The organism is Ochrobactrum sp. C6C9 (assembly GCF_022627935.1).
Taxonomy (GTDB): Bacteria; Pseudomonadota; Alphaproteobacteria; order Rhizobiales; family Rhizobiaceae; genus Brucella; species Brucella teleogrylli.
On sequence record NZ_JABXGB010000099.1, the window covers coordinates 1 to 761 of the forward strand.

Genomic DNA, 761 nt, shown 5'->3' on the forward strand with positions numbered 1-761 from the left:
AAGACAGCCTTGTCGGTTGCCTTGAACTTCAGACCACCCCAGACAGCCCAATCGCCGCCCCACTGGCCGTACATCTGCAGCGGAGATTCTTCCGAAGAGTATGCACCCTGCAACCAGAGCGAGAAGCGGTCGGTGATGTTGACGTCGCCGCGAACCTTGGCAGCCCACTCTTCGATGACCGAGTCGTAAGCTACAACGCCAGCGATCGAACCCCAGCCGCCTGCATACTTCAGGCCGCCTACAACGTGCGGCATGTAGCCGTCGATGGTGAAGCCGTCGTCACCCTGTTCAAGAGCGATCACAGCCGAGAAGCCGTTGCCGCCGGTGAAGGTGTACGAGATCTTGCCCGTGCGATAGCCGCCAACTGCGACCACGTCATCGTTGATGACATCGCCGAGGTAGCCGGTGAAGGTCTGGAATTCAGACTCATCAATACCGACCTTCAGGCCGCCGAGTTCGATGTAAGCGAACTGCAGAGCAACGTCGGAACCAACGCCACCCCAGACGGTGTCTTCGTCAAACTGGTAGCCGCCGTAATAACCGTCATGACGGGAATTGGCTGCACCGTAGTTGAAGCGGGTTTCGGTGTAGGTCTTCAGCGTGCCGTATTCGGTTTCCGAAGCGGTCGAGGTGCGGAGCGCGAAACGAGCGCCCTTGTCCCAGCCCTTGCGGTCTTCGCCGGTGTAGACGTTGTCGCCGCCCTTTACGTCGTAACGGACGTAACCATGGATGCGCAGGCAGGTTTCGGTGCCTGGGATGTA

1 protein-coding gene is annotated in these 761 nt (G+C 59.3%); it reads right to left on the reverse strand.

What is annotated here, in order from left to right; all coding sequences use genetic code 11:
• A partial coding sequence (locus HWD97_RS24225; RefSeq protein ID WP_371835805.1) for a porin occupies positions 1-761 on the reverse strand: 761 nt, incomplete at both ends.